The 18,942-nt window shown below is 45.5% G+C and carries 14 protein-coding genes; 10 read left to right on the top strand and 4 right to left on the bottom strand.

The features are described 5' to 3' along the window. Window positions 1–209 precede the first annotated feature (209 nt). The 4 genes from hslR to PL85_RS00055 all read left to right on the top strand — a co-directional run bounded on the left by hslR (window position 210) and on the right by PL85_RS00055 (window position 5,511). Entirely contained in the window at window positions 210–596 is a 387-nt protein-coding gene (gene hslR, locus PL85_RS00070) for a ribosome-associated heat shock protein Hsp15 (RefSeq protein WP_115339442.1), read from the top strand. A 31-nt stretch (window positions 597–627) separates the two neighbouring features. Further along, window positions 628–1,503 carry an Hsp33 family molecular chaperone HslO gene (gene hslO, locus PL85_RS00065; protein ID WP_115339441.1) on the top strand — a complete coding sequence of 292 codons (876 nt, stop codon included), beginning with the start codon at window positions 628–630 and terminating at the stop codon, window positions 1,501–1,503. A 337-nt stretch (window positions 1,504–1,840) separates the two neighbouring features. Continuing rightward, window positions 1,841–3,469 (top strand): phosphoenolpyruvate carboxykinase (ATP), encoded by a 1,629-nt coding sequence (pckA, locus tag PL85_RS00060; protein ID WP_115339440.1) that lies wholly within the window; start codon window positions 1,841–1,843, stop codon window positions 3,467–3,469. A 107-nt stretch (window positions 3,470–3,576) separates the two neighbouring features. After that, a complete protein-coding gene (locus PL85_RS00055) occupies window positions 3,577–5,511 on the top strand; it encodes an AsmA family protein (RefSeq protein WP_115339439.1) in 1,935 nt (644 codons plus the stop codon). Here PL85_RS00055 and PL85_RS00050 read toward each other — a convergent pair. From PL85_RS00050 to typA, 4 genes are all read right to left on the bottom strand, one after another. After that, window positions 5,472–6,404: a bifunctional GNAT family N-acetyltransferase/hotdog fold thioesterase gene (locus PL85_RS00050; RefSeq protein WP_017043511.1), complete on the bottom strand. Its 933-nt coding sequence runs from the start codon at window positions 6,402–6,404 to the stop codon at window positions 5,472–5,474. The two genes, PL85_RS00055 and PL85_RS00050, sit on opposite strands and share 40 nt — an antisense overlap. Before the next feature lie 72 nt (window positions 6,405–6,476). Continuing rightward, window positions 6,477–6,911 carry a D-aminoacyl-tRNA deacylase gene (dtd, locus tag PL85_RS00045; protein WP_013855445.1) on the bottom strand — a complete coding sequence of 145 codons (435 nt, stop codon included), beginning with the start codon at window positions 6,909–6,911 and terminating at the stop codon, window positions 6,477–6,479. Then, window positions 6,883–7,797 (bottom strand): virulence factor BrkB family protein, encoded by a 915-nt coding sequence (locus PL85_RS00040; protein ID WP_115339438.1) that lies wholly within the window; start codon window positions 7,795–7,797, stop codon window positions 6,883–6,885. Before PL85_RS00040 ends, dtd begins: the two co-directional genes overlap by 29 nt. Before the next feature lie 133 nt (window positions 7,798–7,930). Beyond that, a complete protein-coding gene (gene typA, locus PL85_RS00035) occupies window positions 7,931–9,754 on the bottom strand; it encodes a translational GTPase TypA (RefSeq protein ID WP_010319743.1) in 1,824 nt (607 codons plus the stop codon). A gap of 500 nt (window positions 9,755–10,254) precedes the next feature. Between typA and glnA the strand changes: the two genes are divergently transcribed. From glnA to add, 6 genes are all read left to right on the top strand, one after another. Then, window positions 10,255–11,664, top strand: coding sequence for a glutamate--ammonia ligase (glnA, locus tag PL85_RS00030; protein ID WP_017043509.1), 1,410 nt, complete (start codon window positions 10,255–10,257; stop codon window positions 11,662–11,664). Window positions 11,665–11,812: 148 nt separating this feature from the next. Then, window positions 11,813–12,394, top strand: coding sequence for a DUF4124 domain-containing protein (locus PL85_RS00025; protein WP_064624153.1), 582 nt, complete (start codon window positions 11,813–11,815; stop codon window positions 12,392–12,394). 134 nt (window positions 12,395–12,528) lie between these two features. Beyond that, window positions 12,529–13,575, top strand: coding sequence for a nitrogen regulation protein NR(II) (glnL, locus tag PL85_RS00020; RefSeq protein ID WP_026027507.1), 1,047 nt, complete (start codon window positions 12,529–12,531; stop codon window positions 13,573–13,575). Between the two features lie 39 nt (window positions 13,576–13,614). Next, entirely contained in the window at window positions 13,615–15,018 is a 1,404-nt protein-coding gene (gene glnG / locus PL85_RS00015; protein WP_013855452.1) for a nitrogen regulation protein NR(I), read from the top strand. Window positions 15,019–15,123: 105 nt separating this feature from the next. Next, on the top strand, window positions 15,124–17,673 hold the full coding sequence (gene gepA, locus PL85_RS00010; protein WP_459559265.1) for a bifunctional diguanylate cyclase/phosphodiesterase: 2,550 nt from the start codon (window positions 15,124–15,126) through the stop codon (window positions 17,671–17,673). Window positions 17,674–17,764: 91 nt separating this feature from the next. Further along, window positions 17,765–18,769, top strand: a complete 1,005-nt coding sequence (add, locus tag PL85_RS00005) for an adenosine deaminase (RefSeq protein WP_017049395.1) — start codon at window positions 17,765–17,767, stop codon at window positions 18,767–18,769. Window positions 18,770–18,942: the final 173 nt, after the last annotated feature.

Genomic DNA, 18,942 nt, shown 5'->3' with positions numbered 1-18,942 from the left:
TTCATTTAAACTATGCTTCCATTTAAATGGAACAGATACATAAGACCGCGAAGATCGCGCTACAAAAACACATTAATATATCATAGGAGACATTCTCGTCATTTTTACTGACATTATTTTGTCGGGTAGCTTGAAAATCTGGAACCAAAACACCATTGTAAAGGCCATAAAACGTACAAGACTAACTCCCTTTGAGGCACATTTGTAGTATGAGTTCTGCGACAGAGCAAATAAGATTGGATAAATGGCTATGGGCAGCACGATTTTATAAAACGCGGTCGATCGCACGCAGTATGGTCGATGGTGGTAAAGTCCATTATAATGGCCAACGCACCAAGCCAAGTAAAATTGTCGAGCTTGGAGCAACGATTACCTTGCGCCAAGGCCAAGAAGAGAAAATCGTCACTGTGATCAATCTGTTAGGGCAAAGGCGCAGCGCGCCAGAAGCACAAACCCTGTATTCGGAAACCGCAGCAAGCATCACCAAACGTGCCCATCATGCCGAGCAACGTAAGCTCAACGCACACAACCCAAGCCCCGAACGCAGACCAGACAAAAAAGAGCGTCGTGACATCATTAAATTTAAACATCAATAAAAGCTGGACCATGTTCCGAGGAAATAGCTAAATGGCAAATAACATTTTAAATCGCTACTTATTTGAAGATCTATCCGTACGTGGCGAGTTGGTACAATTAGACGACGCGTATCAACACATCCTTTCGAGCCAGGAATATCCAGCCCCAGTACAAAAACTTTTGGGCGAACTGCTCGTCGCAACGACCTTGCTAACCGCAACGCTGAAGTTTGAAGGCTCAATTACCATGCAATTGCAAGGCAATGGCCCAGTTTCCTTAGTCGTTATCAATGGTGATAATGAACAGAAAGTGCGTGGTGTCGCACGCTGGAAAGGCGATATTGCCGATGATGCCGACCTACACACTTTGATGGGTAAAGGTCATTTAGTTATCACTATCGAGCCCAAGAAAGGCGAGCGCTACCAAGGTGTGGTCGGTTTAGAGGGTGATAACTTAGTGGAAGTGCTGGAAGGTTACTTCATCCGCTCTGAACAGTTGAAAACACGCCTTTGGATACGCATTGGTACGCAAGATGGAAAAGCCTGTGCCTCTGGCATGTTACTGCAAACCATTCCGGACGGAACGGGTACGCCCGATGATTTTGAGCACTTAGAGCAGTTAACTAACACCGTAAAAAACGAAGAGCTGTTCACCTTAGAAGCCACTGATCTGTTGTATCGCCTGTATAACCAAGAGAAAGTTCAGTTGTTCACCCCACAACCCGTGGAATTCCATTGTGGTTGTTCACGTGAACGCAGTGGGGCGGCCATCATCACAATAGGCAAAGAGGAAATTTACGACATTTTATCGTCTGAAGGATCCGTTTCTTTACATTGTGATTACTGTGGCACCAACTACTCATTTGAAGAGGCTGAGATCGCAACACTCTACGCACAAGCCTCCTCAGGAAGCGACACAATTCATTAATTTGCATGAATTAACAAGCACGAAGAAAACGTATCAGAGCCAGCTTTACGCTGGCTTTTTTTGTGATCAAAACCCAGTAAAATCAAGCTTTAAACAAACAGAATGTCGTACTTATTTTTTTAAAAGTATTAATCTTATTGATCTAGCGCAAAGGTTTGCGTACGCGATAAAATAGTTGCGCCAATATGTGACGGGACACCTAAAACCACAGGAGTGTCATGGGCAATTTTTGAACTGTGTCCCTGTTTTATCCCCCACCCGTTGCTAGCATGGTGAGCAGATAACAATTACAAACATTATTACAAAATCCCTACAAAATCTCTTACAAGGAGCACCTATGACCGTTATGGAACATACAAAGGCTGCACAACTAGACCTGACCAAATACGGAATAACCAACGTAGTCGAAGTGGTTCGCAACCCAAGCTATGAACTGTTATTTGCCGAGGAAACTCGCCCAGACCTTGAAGGCTACGAAAAAGGCGTCGTCACTGAACTTAGCGCTGTTGCCGTTGATACTGGCATTTTTACAGGCCGCTCACCAAAAGATAAATTCATTGTCAAAGATGACACCACACGCGATACCCTATGGTGGACATCTGAACAAGCGAAAAACGATAACAAACCGATTAACCAAGAAGTATGGAATGATCTAAAAGCACTAGTGGGTCGTCAACTATCCGCTAAACGTCTATTCGTTCTTGACGGTTACTGTGGTGCTAACGCAGATACGCGCCTTTGCGTGCGCTTCATTACTGAAGTGGCGTGGCAAGCGCACTTCGTCAAAAACATGTTCATTCGCCCAACAGAAGAAGAGCTAGCTAACTTCGAACCTGATTTTGTGGTCATGAATGGTGCCAAATGCACCAATGACAAATGGCAAGAGCAAGGTCTGAACTCAGAAAACTTCACTGTGTTTAACTTAACGGAAAAAATGCAGTTGATCGGCGGTACTTGGTACGGCGGTGAAATGAAGAAAGGGATGTTCGCAATGATGAACTACTTCCTTCCACTGCAAGGTATTGCTTCAATGCACTGCTCAGCCAACATGGCTAAAGATGGCGATGTGGCGATTTTCTTTGGCCTATCTGGCACAGGAAAAACCACACTCTCTACCGATCCAAAACGCGCGTTAATCGGCGATGACGAGCACGGCTGGGATGATGATGGCGTGTTTAACTTTGAAGGCGGTTGCTACGCGAAAACCATCAAGCTCTCCAAAGAAGCCGAGCCTGACATCTACAACGCGATCCGCCGTGATGCGCTACTGGAAAACGTCACAGTACGTAGCGATGGTTCGATTGACTTTGATGATGGTTCTAAAACCGAGAATACTCGTGTTTCTTATCCTATCTACCACATCGAAAACATAGTTAAGCCTGTATCGAAAGGTGGTCACGCCAATAAAGTGATCTTCCTATCTGCGGATGCATTTGGTGTGCTTCCACCAGTCTCTAAATTGACTCCAGAACAAACCAAGTATCACTTCTTGTCTGGCTTTACGGCAAAACTAGCGGGTACTGAACGTGGCATCACCGAACCAACACCAACCTTCTCAGCCTGTTTTGGCGCAGCGTTTTTAACGCTCCACCCAACACAATATGCCGAAGTGCTGGTAAAACGCATGGAAGCAGCTGGTGCTGAAGCTTATCTAGTCAACACTGGTTGGAACGGCAGCGGTAAACGCATCTCGATTCAAGATACCCGCGCCATCATTGACGCTATCTTAGATGGTTCGATTGAGAAGGCAGCAACCAAGCATATTCCAATCTTCAATCTTGAAGTGCCAACCTCACTACCTGGTGTGAACCCAACCATTCTCGACCCACGCGATACTTATGTGGATCCTCTACAATGGACAAGCAAAGCTGAAGATCTCGCCTCGCGCTTTATCAATAACTTTGCCAAGTATACTGATAACGCAGAAGGTAAAGCATTAGTGGCCGCAGGCCCACAACTCGACTAAAACTGATAAGTCAGTAGCAAGCCCCTTTGATAAGGGGCTTTTTTTGTTGCTGCGTGAGGTAATTTGTTTCACTCTGTCGCAGGTAACGATTTACGAGTAAGGACACCATGAACAAGGCTTTGGCATTGCTGATTGCGATCATCGCGCTATTTCTCACTTTCATGCTGGGTATGTTTGCACTGCTACATACCTCTTATGCTACTCCCGTTGCTCAAACTCTCGTTGAACGACTTTTGAAAGGAAACGTGACGTTTCAATCTCTTCAATACCAGTATCCTTTGCATTTTCAGTTCAACCAATTAACACTGCGGCAAAATAAGCAGTACATCCCGATAGAGCAAGCCGATATTTGGCTCAGCCCACAGCTCATTCGCGACCAAAAAATCGCCGTTGATAGCGTGCTACTTAGTGGTATCAGTCTACAAAATGGCCTTCCTACCGATTTGCGATCATGGCCCATTTCGGTGAGCCAAATCGCGCTCAATCACGCCGACATCGCCCAACAAGGTTGGCTAGCGCGCGGTGTTAACCTACAGATTAAAAATCCACATTGGCCGGATGCTCCAACAGCTCTGCCTTTCGGCGAGATACAACTCTCAGCTGAACAATTTTATTGGCAAGGAGAAGCGCTGAATAACCTACTGCTCGATATGGATTACAAACCTGCCAACAGCACCGTCTATGGGCTCTCGTTGTCATGGCGCGGCGCGGCTATTTCAGGTCAAGCCGAGCAGTATCCTCAAGGTTGGTCGCTGATCAATGTGACACTGGAAAAACTCAATCTTAGCCGAGATATGAGTCATTCCTTACGCCAATCGGGTTGGTTTCAGCTCTTTGACAAAATAGACCATATCAATAGCTTAGATATTTTAAACAGTCAGATCGAGCTTGCGGATATCAGCTTGCGTAACGTCGATATTTCGCTGGAGAACATTTATCCACACAGCAATATTTGGCAGCAGCAACAAGGTAAATTATCGCTGCGAGCCGACGATGCAACTTGGCTAGGTCAGCAGTGGGTGGAGCCGACCTTTAGCCTGCGCACCGAGCCAGGTAAACTGATTATTGAGGATTTTAGTAGTGAGTTTAAGCAAGGTGATATTCAATGGGCGGGTGTTATCACCCCAACCTCAGCATCGCTGCAACAGCTCACTATTCGCGGTGTAAAATGGGTGAGCGAAAGCAAAGATGATTTTACGTCGCTGAGCCAGCATTGGCCGTGGGTTGATAACCTCACCATCGAGCAACTCACCATCGCCAATAGCCAACTCATTCAATTGTTTGCGCCACCTTATTGGCAATTGTCTGGTGTCCATGCCAAAGGAAAGCAGCTAACTCTCGTAAAAGAGAAACGCTTGGGATTGTGGCAAGGCACGCTCAATATCAGCGCAAACAGCGCCAGCTACGATTCACTATTGAGCACACAAAGCGTCGTTGAGATGCGCAGCGAGCAAGGCCAATGGTACCTAGATCGTTTATTCATGCCGTTAGAAAACGGCTATATCGATGCCACTGCGCGTTGGAATTTCCAAACGTTAAGTCAGCCTTGGCAAGTCAACATTCATGCCGATGGGCTACCGCTAGCGGTGCTCAATAAAGTCACCCAGCTTCCCTTTACCATAGAGGGTATCAGTGAATTGGAAGCGCAGGTCAACGGCCTCGCCGGAGACTACGCCACCTTCGCCCACTCCCTCACAGGTGAAGCAACGCTCAATATTCGACAAGGCATATTAACGCTAAGCGATCCTGAGCAAAACCTCAGCCATGAGCCTTTTACGCTCGAAGGTTTAGTCATTCACTCAGACAGAGGGCGGATGATGATTAATACAACGCCGCTGGTTGGAAAGACGCTCAAGGCAAACCTTGATGGTCACGTGGATTTGGTCAAGTTGGAGAAAGGACAACTTAACCTTAACCTCCAACAGATGTGCCGTGAGATGCACTTCGAACTGCTCCACAACACACAGCACACCATCTATTCGTGTGATCCAGAAACCGACACTTACTCAGCCGATGATGCGGCAGCTAACAATGCCTTGTAATTGGGGATCAACATATAGGTTCCCGTAAATTCAACGGCGGGTTTACCGCCACTGGTGATAGTGACATTGACGACGATACGCGCTTTACGTCCACTGGCTAAACGATCTAAATCGCCACTGATGCCATCCAATGAAGTGAAGGCTAAAGGGTTATGCACCACAGGGTGACGATAGCGGATGCGGCTATCAACCAAAACAATATCGCCATTCAGGCTTCGCTCACGCATCAGCAACCATGCCATTCCCCATCCGGTCAAGGTGGCAAGGGTAAATGCCGAGCCTGCAAATAAGGTGTTGTGTGGGTTCAAATTCGGATTGAGCTGAGCGCTGCACTCAAATTGGTAGCCCGTATATTGAGTCACCTTAATGCCCATTTTTTCGCTGATAGGAATGTGCGTGGCCCAGCGTTCTTGCAGTTCAGTACACCATTCAGGTTTGCGAATCACATTGGCCATGGGATCAAGCGGTTTGACCATTTGTTGATGTCGAACCGGACCGCGTTCATCATTGAGCGAGCCCCGGCGTTCAAAACCGTTCTTTTCATAAAATGCAATCGCATCTTCACGGGCGCTACAGACTAGGCGCTTTGCACCTTCTTGACGAGCCAGCGACTCTAGCGCCACCAGCACCAAAGAACCCATACCTTTATTGCGACGGCTACTTTTAACCGCCATATAGCGAATTTGCCCTTCGCAATCTGGCGTAATGTACAAGCGACCAATGGCAATCGGTCGGTTACGACCATCGACAATCATCCTGTGATGGCTCATGCCATCATACTCATCGCGCTCCGAGCCGATCGGTAAATGCCATGGCTCACGCAGCATTTGCCAGCGAAAATGGTAGTATTTATTCAGTTGGTTGTCGGTACTTGGCGTAATCAGTTTAAACATTTGGTTATCCCTAAATCACAGCCTCTCATACTCCGCATGATCCCAACGAAGGAGGCTCTATCCATTTCTTTATTAAACCTGAAGCCAGAATGTCACTGGGCCATCATTAATCAGCGAGACTTTCATATCTTGTGCAAAGCGGCCACGCTGAGTTGGCAAAATGTGCTCACACAAATCCGAAAAGTAATCATACAGACGCTCAGCATCAGCAGGGTGTGCACCTTTTGAAAATCCGGCACGCGTCCCCTTTTTGGTATCGGCTGGCAATGTAAATTGAGACACCACTAAAACCTGACCGTTCACTTGTTGCACGTTCAAGTTCATTTTTCCCTCTTCATCTTCAAACACGCGGTACTGAGTCACACGTTCGACTAGACGTTTGGCCTTTGCCTCATCGTCATCTCTTTCGACCCCAAGTAGCACCAGTAAGCCTTGATTGATTTCGCCAACCACTTCCCCATCAACACGTACCGCCGCTTCACTCACTCTCTGGATCAACGCTATCACTCTGATTTCCCTTTATCATTTGCTCGGAGATAGGCAATGAGTTTAGCATTTCTTGCTCATTGCTCCAGTGCTCTTTTTCACCCAAAGTCGCCGTCACCTCCGCCCCAACGAGCACAATCATCCAGCATAAGTAGACCCACACAAACAGAATAGGGATCGCCGCCAGTGCGCCGTAAATCAGTTGATAGGAGGGAAACTGAGTAATATAAGCAGCAAACCCTTTTTTACTGAACTCAAATAAAATAGCCGCCACCATTGCCCCGACCAAGGCGTGTGAAAGATGCACTTTTTTATTCGGCACCAGCAGGTACAAACCGACAAAAGCAGAGAATGACAAAATAAAAGGTAGCCAGCGCAGCAACAAATTATAAGCACCAGAGAGTGCTTCGCTGTCAATAATCTTGAGTGAGGTAATATACGAGGTTGCCGCAATACTCGCGCCGACTAAAATTGGCCCGAGCGTAAGAACCATCCAATACATTGAAAAAGAGAGCACCATGCGCCGTTTATCTTTAACTCGCCAAATGTAGTTTAAATTCTTGTCAATATTAGAAATCAGCATTAAAGCTGCAACGAATAAAAATACCCCGCCCACGGCCGTCATCTTACCTGTATTCGCGATAAATTCGAGCAACGCCTCTCGCACTACATCGCCTGCGGCAGGCACAAAATGGGTGATCAAAAAATCTTGAATAACCATACCGACATTGGCAAAAATAGAAAATGAGGAGAGAATTGATAACAGCACGGTAAGCATAGGCACGATCGACAACAACGTGATATAAGCCAAATAGCCCGCATTAACATTGACGCGGTCATGATCCATCCGGCTGAGTAAATAACGCGTAAACAGTAAACATTGTTTGCCAAGCTTTTTGATTTTCAAATGCCTTCTCCCTGCTTATTTTTATCATCAATCACCATTCTATACCTAAAACTGACTATATTGCAGATAAGCAAAAGGCGAGAAGTACACTCCTCGCCCTTAGATTAACTCGTTAACTTATACCATGACGGTATTAGCCACGGCTTGCACGTTTACGATCATTTTCAGTCAAATGACGTTTACGGATACGAATGCTCTGTGGGGTCACTTCCACTAGTTCATCGTCGTCAATAAACTCAAGTGCTTGCTCAAGTGTAAACTTGATTGCAGGTGACAATACTTGCGCTTCATCAGTACCAGAAGCACGAACGTTTGTCAGCTGCTTGCCTTTCAAGCAGTTCACTGTTAGGTCGTTAGAACGGTTGTGGATACCGATCACTTGGCCTTCGTACACTTCATCTGCGTGCTCAGTAAATAGGCGACCGCGCTCTTGTAGGTTGAACAGAGCGTAAGTCAACGCTTTACCTGTCGCGTTAGAAATCAACACGCCGTTGTTACGTTGACCAATGTTACCGCCTTTGTGTAGGCCGTAATGATCAAACGTATGGTAAAGCAAACCTGAACCTGAGGTTAAGGTCATGAATTCTGTTTGGAAACCAATCAAACCGCGAGAAGGCATCATGAAATCAAGACGCACACGGCCTTTGCCGTCTGGAGTCATATTCGTCAGCTCACCTTTACGCAGGCCGATTTTCTCCATCACGCCGCCTTGGCTCTCTTCCATCACATCGATTGTTACGGTTTCGAACGGTTCCATTTTCTGGCCGTCTTCTTCCTTCAAAATAACTTCAGGACGAGAAACTGCAAGCTCAAAGCCTTCACGACGCATGTTCTCAATCAGGATTGATAGGTGAAGTTCACCACGACCTGAAACGCGGAAGCGATCTGGGTTGTCGGTTTCTTCAACACGCAATGCTACGTTATGAACAAGCTCTTTTTGCAGACGCTCAAGGATATTACGTGAAGTCACGTATTTACCTTCTTTACCTGCAAACGGTGAAGTATTGACTTGGAAAGTCATGGTCACTGTCGGTTCATCAACGGATAGCGGCACCATAGCTTCAACACAGTTTTGGTCACAAATGGTGTCTGAAATTTTCAGTTCACCTAAACCTGTTACCGCAATGATGTCGCCAGCGTTAGCTTGTTCAACTTCGTTACGCTCAAGGCCAAGATAGCCCAGAACTGTACCAACTTTACCGTTACGTTTCTTACCATCAGCGCCGACGACTGTTACTTGTTGGTTCGCTTTTACGCTACCACGAGTCACACGACAAACACCGATAACACCAACGTAAGAGCTGTAATCAAGTTGAGAAACTTGCATTTGTAGTGGGCCATCAAGGTCAACTTGTGGTGACTCTACATTGTCAACGATCGCTTGGAACAAAGGTTCCATGTTTTCGCCAACTTCACCTTCGTTAAGTGTCGCCCAACCGTTCAGTGCAGAAGCATAAACCACTTTAAAGTCGAGCTGCTCATCCGTTGCACCAAGGTTGTCGAACAGGTCGAACACTTGATCCATAACCCAATCAGGGCGAGCACCAGGACGGTCAATTTTGTTAATAACAACGATTGGTTTCAAACCGTGAGCAAAAGCTTTTTGTGTTACGAAGCGAGTTTGTGGCATTGGGCCATCAACCGCATCAACAATCAGCAAAACAGAGTCAACCATTGACATGATACGTTCAACTTCACCACCGAAGTCGGCGTGTCCTGGAGTATCTACGATGTTGATACGGAAATCATTCCAGTTAATGGCTGTATTTTTTGCAAGGATAGTGATACCGCGCTCTTTCTCGATATCGTTCGAGTCCATGACCCGCTCTTCCGTATTACCGCGAGACTCTAACGTACCTGACTGTTGCAGCAGTTTATCAACCAACGTTGTTTTACCGTGGTCAACGTGTGCGATGATCGCGATATTTCTTAATTTATCAATCTGTGGAGTAGCCATGGATTTTGCTTCACTTATTAAGGGAGTAACTCGCTTCGGCATGAGGCCGCAACGAGCATAGAACTTGATTAAAAAAACGGTCAATAATGTACCAGATTTTGGCGAAAAACCTAGAAATATGTGATCTATCGCGCTGATTTTCGCTCACCACAAGCTTAGTCCGCTACTTGCTTTAAAACAAATTGCATCAAAATGGACTAAATCAGCATTGACAAGCCTAGTAAACCTAGGCTGAATAGTGTGCGCTTTGGTAGTTAATGGTGCAACATAAAACTCAAGGCACCAAAATAGTGCAAATAAGGATCTTTTTGGTGCAGAGAAGCATTAAAATTCGACAAAGAACAACCAAAGCAATTGAAATTAAAGGATTAATTTAATTGGCACGAATTTAGCTTTATTAGAAACAGCATCGATTAATAAGTTTAGAATGAAATTAATCAATGCTAGTTTCAATTCGATTCGGGCCATTACCGCTTTAATAACACTGGAGGTTATCCAAGATGTCAGTAGAAAACGTTCTATCGCTGATCCAAGAAAACGAAGTTAAGTTTGTTGACCTGCGCTTTACCGACACGAAAGGCAAAGAGCAACATATCTCTATTCCTGCTCATCAAGTCGACGCAGACTTCTTCGAAGAAGGTAAGATGTTCGATGGTTCATCCGTTGCTGGCTGGAAAGGAATCAATGAGTCTGACATGGTGATGATGCCTGATGCATCAAGTGCAGTTCTTGACCCGTTCACAGAAGACGCAACACTTAACATTCGTTGTGACATTCTAGAGCCTGCAACCATGCAAGGCTACGATCGTGACCCACGTTCTATCGCAAAACGCGCAGAAGATTACATGCGTTCAACAGGGATCGCAGACACCGTTCTTGTCGGTCCAGAGCCAGAGTTCTTCCTTTTTGATGACGTGAAATACACCAACAATATGTCTGGTGCCTCATTCAAAATTGATGATATCGAAGCGGCTTGGAACACTGGCGCTGAAATTGAAGGTGGTAACAAAGGTCACCGCCCTGGTGTGAAAGGTGGTTATTTCCCTGTTGCACCGGTTGACTCATCACAAGACATCCGTTCAGCCATGTGTTTGATCATGGAAGAGATGGGCCTCGTCGTTGAAGCTCACCACCATGAAGTAGCGACCGCAGGTCAAAACGAAATCGCCACTCGCTTTAATACGCTAACCACGAAAGCCGATGAGATCCAAATCTACAAATACGTGGTGCACAACGTTGCGCACGCCTTTGGTAAAACAGCGACCTTCATGCCTAAGCCTCTTGTTGGCGACAACGGTTCAGGTATGCACGTTCACCAATCTCTTGCAAAAGATGGTGTAAACCTATTTGCTGGTGACAAGTACGGCGGTCTATCTGACTTAGCGCTTTACTACATTGGCGGTATCATCAAGCACGCGCGTGCCATCAACGCATTTGCTAACCCATCAACAAACTCGTACAAGCGCCTTGTCCCTGGGTTTGAAGCACCGGTAATGCTAGCTTACTCGGCTCGTAACCGTTCTGCGTCTATCCGTATTCCAGTGGTACCAAGCCCGAAAGCACGTCGTATCGAAGCTCGTTTCCCAGATCCAGCAGCGAACCCATACCTAGCGTTTGCCGCTCTTCTTATGGCTGGTCTTGATGGTATCAAGAACAAAATCCATCCAGGAGAGGCGATGGATAAAGATTTGTACGACCTACCAGCAGAAGAAGCCGCTGAGATTCCAAAAGTAGCCGAGTCACTTGAAGTGGCACTGAAAGCACTGGATGAAGATCGTGAATTCCTGACCGCTGGCGGCGTATTCTCTGATGATTTCATCAACTCATACATCACGCTAAAAGCAAAAGATGTAGAACGCGTCAACATGGCCGTTCACCCACTAGAATTTGAATTGTACTACTCGGTATAATTCTTAGCTTTAGTACAAAATGTAACTTAGGTTACGGATTTATTAGGCTCGCCTCGCAGGTGAGCCTTTTTCATATTTGGGGTTAATTCCGGACGTCGTAACATTAGCGTTACAACAATAACGGCACTCAAAAGCCGATACCCTTAACGTGAAAACATCTCTATATAGGGGGATGACTGTGAATCTGATCCGAACTTTACTCCTAACAATCATCATGCTTTATTCCGCGACTTCAATTGCACAAAACGTCTATACGTGGGTGGATGCGAACGGCGTGTTGCATCTTAGCGATGTCCCACAAGATAAGGGAGCAAAGCAAATTTCGATTCCTGATTTTCAGGCCGATGCGCCTGAGCCAACCTTTGAAACCTCTCACCCCGTCACTAACCTTACCAAAGAGCAGCCACTGGAAAAATCCGCAACCCATGTCAACAAAATAGAACCGCTGACCATTGCAATTCGCTCTCCGGCTGACGATGAAACCTTACGCAGCAATGCGGGCGTTATTTCAATCAACGCCGAACTCAATCGCAACTTAACCGTCAATGAACAGTTGCAATTGGTCATGAATGACAAGGCCTATGGCGCCCCCGCCACTCAACCTACTTGGACGCTGAAAAATCTAGATAGAGGAACGCATCGCTTTTTAATTCAAGTAGTTGTAAACGGCAAGATTATTGCATCGTCTAACCCTGTGACGGTGCATTTACATCGAGCCAGCATCAAGTGATGAACTCTTCGCCAATAAGCTCGATATAACAACAGGTTTCACTTTTTCTTCTGACACCGATGCGCCATACTTAGCCATGCAATGCACCAAAGTTGTGCGTTGCATCATTTGGGAACACGGACAAGGATGAAAACGTGAATTGTGAGCTAAGCCAAACGATTTTAAATAATATCGTTACCGCCACCTTGATGCTCGATGAGTCTCTTTGTATCCGTTATGCCAATCCAGCGGCTGAACAACTCTTCTCCCAAAGTGCTAAGCGAATTATCAACCAACCACTGTCAAAACTCATCCAGCACGCTTCTCTAGACTTAGCGCTGCTTTCTCAGCCGTTGCAAAGTGGCCAAAGTATTACTGATAGCGATGTTACGTTTGTGGTCGATGGTAAGCCACTGATGCTGGAAGTGACTGTGAGCCCTATATCTTGGCAACGCGAGCTGATGCTTTTGGTCGAAATGCGCAAAATTGGTCAACAACGACGGTTAACACAAGAGCTCAATCAGCACGCCCAACAGCAAGCGGCAAAACTCTTAGTTCGCGGGCTGGCGCATGAAATTAAAAACCCATTAGGTGGGCTACGCGGCGCGGCGCAACTGCTAGAAAAGATGTTGCCGGACCACAGTCTCACTGAGTACACCCAAATTATTATTGAACAAGCCGATCGACTGCGCGCGCTCGTTGATCGTTTGCTCGGCCCACAAAAACCGGGCAAGAAGTGCTCTGAAAATCTCCATGTAATTTTGGAAAAAGTCCGCCAATTGGTTGAGCTAGAAGCCAGCACACACTTGGTGATTGAACGAGATTATGACCCCAGCTTGCCCGATATTTTGATGGATACCGATCAAATCGAGCAAGCATTACTGAATATCGTCAGCAATGCGGCGCAGATTTTATCTCATGATCCGCATGGTAAAATCACACTTCGCACCAGAACAGTGCACCAAGCCAATATTCACGGACAGCGCCATAAGTTAGTGGCACGCATAGAAATCAGCGATAACGGCCCAGGCATTCCTACCGAATTACAAGACACACTGTTTTACCCCATGGTCAGCGGCCGTGAAGGTGGAACGGGGCTGGGTCTTTCTATCTCACAAAACCTGATCGATCAGCACAATGGAAAAATCGATGTTGAAAGCTGGCCAGGTCGAACCACATTTACTATTTATTTACCCATTTGACCGATGTCAGATTGGGTTTGCTGCTAAGGAATAAACATTATGAGTAAAGGATACGTTTGGGTGGTGGACGATGATAGTTCGATCCGCTGGGTGATGGAAAAAACGCTCTCATCAGCCAACATAAAATGCGAAACGTTTTCCGATGCCGAAAGTGTGTTACTGGCGCTAGAAAGAGAAACGCCCGATGTGCTCGTTTCCGATATTCGCATGCCGGGCATGAATGGTATTGAGCTGCTAAACCAAGTTCATTCACGATCTCCTGAGTTGCCCGTCATCATCATGACTGCCCACTCAGATCTTGATGCCGCGGTGAATGCCTATCAAAAGGGTGCCTTTGAGTATCTGCCTAAACCTTTTGATGTCGATGAAACCCTCACCTTGGTTGAACGTGCCATTGCTCATAGTCAGGAGCAGCGCAAAGAACAATCCAATCAACAGATTGGCGTTGATAGTACACCGGAAATCATTGGAGAAGCCCCTTCAATGCAAGAGGTATTTCGGGCGATTGGCCGTTTATCACGTTCCTCAATCTCAGTCTTGATCAATGGTGAATCAGGAACCGGGAAGGAGTTAGTCGCTCACGCGCTTCATCGCCATAGCCCACGCGCCCAAAAACCGTTTATTGCCCTCAATATGGCCGCAATTCCAAAAGATCTCATCGAGTCAGAACTGTTTGGTCATGAGAAAGGAGCATTCACTGGTGCAAACAGTGTCCGCCAAGGGCGTTTTGAGCAGGCCAATGGTGGCACCCTATTCTTAGATGAAATTGGCGATATGCCGCTCGACATTCAAACTCGGCTACTGCGTGTTTTAGCCGATGGTCAGTTTTACCGTGTAGGAGGGCATTCAGCAATCAAAGTGGATGTACGCATTGTCGCCGCTACTCACCAAAACTTAGAAAAGCTCGTTCATCAAGGAAAGTTTCGTGACGACCTTTTTCACCGTCTCAATGTCATTCGTATTCATATCCCAGCACTGCGTGAGCGAAGCCAAGATATAGAAAAACTGACCAAGCACTTTCTCGCCTCTGCAGCAAAAGAATTAGGCGTAGAAATGAAAACGCTGCATCCTAAGAGCATTGAAATTTTGAATCGTCTTGAGTGGCCGGGAAACGTACGACAACTTGAAAATATGTGTCGCTGGTTAACTGTAATGGCCAGTGGCAGCGAGGTGCTACCCAGTGATCTTCCTTCCGAATTATTGTCGGAAAAGAAAAATAGTGACTTTGATAGTGCTATAAGTTGGCAACAACAACTCGCAAGTTGGGCTAAATCTTCATTAGCTTCAGGAGAAACAGAGCTGCTTTCTTATGCACTTCCTGAATTTGAACGTATACTTTTGGAAGCAGCACTTCATCACACCAATGGTCACAAACAAGACGCAGCTAAGGTGCTTGGGTGGGGGCGCAATACGTTGACAAGGAAGTTAAAAGAACTTTACTGAGAATTTTTTAATGATCAGGTGTAGTGATTCACTTTCTGGCACAATGCAATCACCCACCACCTTGCGTGTTTTACCGATAATTTGTATGGATGCAGAAGACACGACATGTCATTTACGAATCAAATAACGTTGAAAACAGCCGTTGTTCTACCATTTGTTATGATTTTCCTCATAACGATTGGAGTGATTGTGGGTGTACAAAAATACAGTTATGAAGAGATGGTTGATGACATTAGCAGCAAACAGCTTTCATCATTAAATGCCAATGTAGAGCAGCGACTGATCAGTTTTCTCGATGAACCTTTTCAAGCCAGCCTCGCTTTAAGCCACACGATCGGCTTTAGTCAGTTCTATTCTGCGGACGATGTCAGTAAAATAGAAGGATATCTGCTTGCCAGTTTTGAAACGCTTTATCGACCACTAGAACAAATTGATGTGATCGGATTTGGTGGCGAACAGGCGGAGTACGTGGGCTTTCGCAAAGAGATTGGTGATAGTTTTACCTTGATGGTGAAAGATAATCGAACTCAGCAAAACTTGGTGATCTACTCAGGAAAAACCATCAATCAAGATATTCGCTCCACCATTGCCGATTATGATCCAAGAACTCGCCCCTGGTATACTCCAGTTGCACAAAGTTTAAGCCCAAGTTGGTCGCCAATCTACACTAATGTTGATGAACGCCAAGAGATCACGCTCTCTGCTTTAGCACCCGTTTTCTCTATGAACAAATTCATCGGTGTTTTGGTGACTGATGTGAAAATCGATACGTTCAATGCGTTTCTGGCCTCACTGCAACAGAAAACTCATGCCAACGTGTATATTATTGATCCAGAAAAAAGATTGGTAGCTCACTCCAATACCAGCACCGTTGTCTCTTGGGGGACCGAACTGTCGGCAAAAGGAGAGCGACTACTGGCTATCGAAAATGCCAACCCAGTGATCCAAGCCAGTGCACATTATATTGATAACCATGACAAAATGCTGTCAGCAACACTCAACAAATTCGAAACGGTAGTTGATGGCACCCGCTATTTTAATCATCTCACTCCCTTTAAAGATAAGCATGGCATCGAATGGTTTATTGGCGTCTCGATTTCAGAAACCGATCTACTTGGTCGATTGCCAGAAAACCAACAAAACAGTTGGATTATTGGCGGTATTGTCAGCCTTATCGGCATCGGTATAGGGCTCATTGCCTTTAATCGAATCACCACTCCAATTACCGCTACCGCGGCGGCTGCTCAGCATCTAGCAAAAGGGGATTGGGAAAGTAACATGCCGAAAGCTGGTAATATTTATGAAACGAGTTTACTTGTTTATTCATTCAATGAAATGGCCAATAACCTAAAAGCCTCATTTAAGGCACTGCATTCCCAATTGATCTACGATTCCCTAACCAAGCTCTATAGCCGTGAAGGTTTAATTGATAACTTTAGCCAATCAAATCAAATTAATGGCAGCCTATTGCTTATCGGCATCGATAAATTCAGAGATATTAATGACAGCTTGGGGCATCAGCAAGGTGACTTACTATTACAAACTATTGCTGAAAAATTACGTACACTATTTGCAAGCACCTCATGTATTGCTCGTACAGGTGGTGATGAATTCGCTATTTACATCCCCTCTTTACAACAAAAGAATGAAGCCCAATCCGCGGCTAACAGCATATTACAAATGTTTGCTGTCCCATTCTCAATGCATAATGAAAAAGTGGTCGTCAATGCCTCCATTGGCATCGTACTCCCTAATGACACACTCCATACTATGGCGCTATGGTTACGTAATGGTAGCATCGCACTCAGCCACGCCAAGCAAGAGCGCTCAAGGATCGGCTATTACTCTCCAGAGATGGACGATGTTTCTCGTAAACGTACGCAAATGCTCACTCAAATTAAGCTTGCCATCGAGAACAAAGAATATATTCCGCATTATCAACCAATTGTAAACTTATCAACGGGAGATATCATCGGAGCTGAAGCCTTGGCACGCTGGGTGACACCAAGCGGTGATATCATTCCCCCCTTGGAATTCATTCCTATCGCTGAAGAAAGCGGCTTCATTGGCCTGATTGGTGAGCAAATCTTGTATCAAGCGTGTTTTGACACAATGCAAGGCATCAAGATGGGTAAATGGGGATCGACGTTTAAAATGCACGTCAACCTCTCAGTGAACCAGCTATCTCAACCTCAGTTTGTTCATGAACTCAAAGCGACTTTGGAAAGAACGGGGCTTGAACCCAATAACCTCGCTTTAGAGATCACAGAATCAAGAATTGTTGATAACGACCCAGTTATTTTAGCAAACATGAACAAACTCAAAGAGCTGGGCATCCATATCGCGATAGATGATTTTGGTACCGGATACAGCTCCCTTTCTTATTTACATCAACTTCCATTCGATTGTCTAAAAATAGACAGGGCGTTTGTATCGCAGCTCGAACAGACAAATCTCAGTAGCTCAGTCGTTGCGGCAATCATCAACATGACTCGTGGGTTTAATGTCGAAATTGTAGCAGAAGGTATTGAAACCAAAGAGCAAGTCCATCTCCTAACCATGCTTAACTGCACCCAGGGACAAGGCTTTCTGTTTAGTAAAGCCATCCCTTTTAACGAATGGTCAACAGATATGGTAAACATAAAAGCCAAATAAACAGAATTGGGTGATTTAATACTCTTTGCTAGCTGACACTGGCCACATTGATTTTTATACTTGATGCCATACACACTTTCGGAAAAACATAATGATAACTAAAAACCTACCGCTTACTGATTTGCATCGCCATCTTGACGGCAACATTCGAACCAAAACTATCTTAGAACTAGGGCAACGATTTGGTGTAGCGCTGCCAGCTGGCAACATAGAAGAGCTCACACCTCATGTACAAATCGTCGAAGCAGAACCATCATTGGTCGCCTTTCTATCAAAACTTGATTGGGGAGTTGCCGTATTGGGTGATCTCGATGCTTGCCGAAGAGTCGCCTACGAAAATGTCGAAGATGCCTTAAATGCTCAAATTGATTATGCCGAGCTGAGGTTCTCTCCTTACTATATGGCTATGAAACATCAACTGCCTATCGCTGGCGTTGTTGAGGCTGTAGTTGATGGGGTACAAGCGGGCGTTCGAGACTTCGGTATTCAGGCTAACCTAATAGGAATTATGAGCCGCACTTTTGGCACCGATGCTTGTCAGCAGGAGCTAGACGCTATTTTGACTCAAAAGCAGCACATTGTTGCAGTCGACTTGGCGGGCGATGAACTTGGGCAACCGGGCGAGCGATTTATTTCTCACTTTAAACAAGTACGAGATGCAGGACTAAGAGTTACAGTACATGCTGGAGAGGCGGCGGGGTCAGAAAGTATGTGGCAAGCAATTAAAGAGCTAGGTGCAGAACGCATTGGACACGGAGTAAAAGCCGTCCATGACCCTAAGCTAATGGATTATCTTGCCAAACACCGTATTGGCATTGAGTCTTGCCTAACGTCAAACTTCCAAACGAGCACAGTAAACTCTCTTGCTCATCATCCTATAAAACAGTTTTTAGAGCATGGGATACTTGCTTGTTTAAATACTGATGACCCAGCGGTTGAAGGTATTGAACTTCCATATGAATATGAAGTTGCAGCACCTCAAGCGGGTCTTTCTCAAGAGCAGATCAGACAAGCGCAAATTAACGGATTAGAATTAGCCTTTCTTTCAGACTCAGATAAAAAAGCACTGTCAGCCAAAGCCGCTTTGCGTAGCTAAATCTCCTGAACCATGTATCTCTAGCCGATGTTTAATACATCGGCTTTTTTATACCTAAGACATAGAGACCGAAAAGAATAAGAATAGATTGAACAAAGTGTAGCTACCACACGACTGTCCTGAGAGTGATAAAAAATAAAATGCTATTTTGCTCAAGTAAAAATCCGCCTTCT

Source organism: Vibrio anguillarum (assembly GCF_001989995.2).
GTDB lineage: Bacteria > Pseudomonadota > Gammaproteobacteria > Enterobacterales > Vibrionaceae > Vibrio > Vibrio anguillarum.
Note: the sequence above shows the minus strand (reverse complement) of the source record. Positions and strands in the feature narration are given on the sequence as shown.